General features: G+C 76.9%; 3 protein-coding genes. 2 read left to right on the top strand and 1 reads right to left on the bottom strand.

Translation table 11 applies throughout. From position 1 onward, the window contains the following. Positions 1–899 (top strand): iron-siderophore ABC transporter substrate-binding protein (locus tag AE652_RS39555; protein WP_049660442.1); only part of this gene is annotated, 899 nt, incomplete at its 5' end. Here AE652_RS39555 and AE652_RS39550 read toward each other — a convergent pair. Next, complete coding sequence (locus tag AE652_RS39550) at positions 860–1,726, bottom strand: helix-turn-helix domain-containing protein (RefSeq protein WP_082346268.1); 867 nt, start codon at positions 1,724–1,726, stop codon at positions 860–862. The genes AE652_RS39555 and AE652_RS39550 overlap by 40 nt on opposite strands. A gap of 65 nt (positions 1,727–1,791) precedes the next feature. Here AE652_RS39550 and AE652_RS39545 point away from each other — a divergent pair, with 65 nt between their 5' ends. Then, entirely contained in the window at positions 1,792–2,379 is a 588-nt protein-coding gene (locus AE652_RS39545; protein ID WP_049660441.1) for a TIGR03086 family metal-binding protein, read from the top strand. The last annotated feature ends 65 nt before the right edge of the window (positions 2,380–2,444 follow it).

Genomic DNA, 2,444 nt, shown 5'->3' with positions numbered 1-2,444 from the left:
CCCCGGCGACCGCGGACGGCCCCGCCGGCGGCGCCTCGCCGTCCCCGACCCCGGTGCCGCCGGTGACGGTGAACGCCGCCACCGGCCCCGTCGTGGTGCCGGGCGCGCCGATGCGGGTGGTCGTGCTGGACACCGACGTGCTCGACTCCGCGCTGACCCTCGGCATCACCCCGGTCGGCGCCGCGCTCCCGGCCCGCGACACCCGCTACCCCGAGTACTGGCCGACCTCCCGGACGGCCGGGATCCGGCTGGTCGGCCCGGCCGGCTCGCCCGACCTGCCGACCGTACGGGCGCTGCGGCCGGACCTGATCCTCTCCAACCAGACCCGCGACGGCGACCGCTACGAGCAGCTCCGCGAGATCGCCCCGACCGTGCTCACCCAGACCGCCGGGGCGCCGTGGAAGGCCGACTTCCAGCTGCACGCCCAGGCGCTCAACCGGGAGGCGGCCGCGGCGGCCTTCGCCGGCGCGTACCAGAAGCACGCCGGGCAGGTGGCCCAGGCGCTGGCGGCGGCGAAGCTGTCCGGGCGCAAGGTGAGCCTGGTGCGGTTCGTGGAGGGCGGCGGCATCCGGCTGTTCGGCCGGCAGAGCTTCCCCGGCACGGTGCTCGCCGACGCCCAGGTCGGCCGGCCGGACGCGCAGAACGTCGACCAGTCCGACACCGAGATCCCGTTGGACCAGATCGCCAAGGCCGACGGCGACCTGCTGCTGTACGCGACGTACGGCGATCCGGAGCTGTCCGGGGCCAACGCCGCCCTGGCGAGCCCGGGTTGGCAGGCGCTGGGGGCGGTCAAGGGGCACCGGGCGTTCCCGGTCGACGACCAGCTGTGGTTCCAGGGAATCGGGTACACCGGGGCCAACTACGTCCTGGACGAGCTGCAGCGCTTCCTCGGAGCCTGACCCGCCCCCGCGTAGCGGGCCGGGGGCACGCCGACGGCGGCGGCGAAGTCCCGAGTGAGGTGCGCCTGGTCCGCGTACCCCAGCTCGGCGGCGAGCGCGGCCAGGTCCAACCCGCCGTCCGTCCCGGCGCGTTCGGCGGCCTCGTGGAGGCGGGCCCGGCGCAGCACCCACTTCGGGGAAGCGCCGACGTACTCGGCGAACAGGCGCTGGAGGCGGCGGACCGTCAGACCCAGCTCGGCGGCCAGCGCGTCCACCCGGCACAGGTCCGGCCTGCCGGTGATCCGGTCCACCATCGCGGCGACCTCGGCGGCGACCGGGTCGGGCTCGGGCAGCCGGGGGCGGAGGAAGGCGTCGGCGAGGGCCGCAGGGCTTCCCGACGCCCCGAGGACCTCCGCGTTGACCCGGTCGGCCCCGGGCCCGAAGTACTCGGCGGCGGGCACCGACCCGTCGGCCAGCCCGCTCACCGGGTGCCCGGCGAGGGCCCGGAAGGCGCCGGCCCGGAACCGCGCGCCCAGCACGTGCCCCGCGCCCTCCAGACGGCGGACGAAGAGCGAGCGGTCCACCCCGTACACGCGCGCCCGCGGGGCCTCGAAGACCAGGTGGACGTTGGGGTGGGCGAGCACCTTCTGCTCGTACGCCGGCAGGCCGCGCAGGTCCCAGCGGACCAGCCAGTAGTACTCGACGAACCGGGCCACGGCCGGGTCGGGGACGAGCCGGTCCACGGTGATCAGCTCCGCCGCCCGGGCGGGGTGGAGCACGCCGCGGCCGAGGCCGGGAGCGTCCAGGGGTTCCAACGGGTCCAGGGGGTCCAGCGGGTCCGTGCCCATGCCGCCAGGCTAGCCGTCGTGTTTCTTCAAGACCGGCCGGTACGGCCCCGCGCAGAATCGGCGCCATGACCGCCCACCCGATGCACCCGCTCCTGGCCCGCGCCGCCTCCGCCGCCGCCGCTGTCGCCACCGCCGTCCCGGCCGACCAGCCCCTGGACGCGCCGACGCCCTGCACGGAGTTCGACACCCGTGCGCTGATCAACCACTGGGTGCTCTACACCTCGCACGGCCTGGAGCACCGGGCCCGGCGGGTCGAACTGCCCGAGGAGCTCGGCGCGCGGGACTTCACCGCCGACGCCGACTGGCGCTCCGGCTACGCGGCCCAGCTGGAGCGCGCGGTCGCGGCCTGGGCGGACCCGGCCGTCTGGGAGGGGGACGTCGACCTCGGCGGCGCTCCGGTACCGGCGGTCGGGATCGCCCGGATGCTGGTCCTGGAGCTGCTGCTGCACGGCTGGGACGTGGCCCGGGCGACCGGCGGGCGCATCGGGGTCGACGAGGAACTCGCCCTGCTGGCCGGGGAGATCGTGGCGGAGAACGCCGAGCTGTACCGCCGGTACGCGGGCTTCGCCGAGTCGGTGGCGCTGCCGGAGGACGCCTCCGCGTGGGACCGCGCGCTGGCCGCCTCGGGGCGCGATCCGCGCTGGAAGGCCTGAGCTCCGGTCGACCGGCCCGCCGGCCCGCCCGCGCCGGTACGGGGGGACGGCGCGGGCGGCGGGCG

Origin of the sequence: Kitasatospora sp. MY 5-36 (assembly GCF_001182915.1) — a bacterium.
GTDB lineage: Bacteria > Actinomycetota > Actinomycetes > Streptomycetales > Streptomycetaceae > Kitasatospora.
The sequence above is the reverse complement of the archived record's forward strand: the minus strand, read 5'-3'. Positions and strand labels throughout refer to the sequence as shown.

Excerpts from the sequence above, each read along its gene's own strand:
- AE652_RS39545 (WP_049660441.1), top strand. The coding sequence starts at position 1,792 with ATGACCGCCCACCCGATGCACCCGCTCCTGGCCCGCGCCGCCTCCGCC.
- AE652_RS39550 (WP_082346268.1), bottom strand. The coding sequence starts at position 1,726 with ATGGGCACGGACCCGCTGGACCCCCTGGACCCGTTGGAACCCCTGGAC.